The following is a 318-nucleotide window of genomic DNA, read 5'->3' on the forward strand; positions in this document are numbered from 1 at the left end:
ACGATCCGATGCTGGTCTTCGACCTGGCGGACGAGGTGCGGGAGACCATCCAGCACACGCTCTACAAGCTGCTGGTGCAGCGGCGCTCGGTGTTCTTCTAGCTCGGCGTTGTTCCAGCTCGGCGTTCTTCTGGCTCGGCCGACGGCCGAGGGCCCGGCGGGTTCGCCCCGCCGGGCCCTCGGCCGTCGTGTGCCGACCCGGTGCGTCAGCCGCCGAGGATCCGCAGTCCGGGCAGCAGGCCCGGGATGAGCGGCGGCACGTCGACGCCCTGCTGCTGGCCGCCGGTGGCGGCACTGGGCGTGGCGGTCGGCAGCTGCT

At 72.6% G+C, this 318-nt stretch carries 1 pseudogene; it reads left to right on the forward strand.

Annotated features, from left to right (window positions below):
• A pseudogene (locus PUR71_RS27090) lies at positions 1 to 101 on the forward strand (glycerol acyltransferase); the annotation flags it as partial.
• Positions 102 to 318: the final 217 nt, after the last annotated feature.

This window comes from Streptomyces sp. SP17BM10 (assembly GCF_036322405.1).
In the GTDB taxonomy this organism is placed as follows: Bacteria; Actinomycetota; Actinomycetes; order Streptomycetales; family Streptomycetaceae; genus Kitasatospora.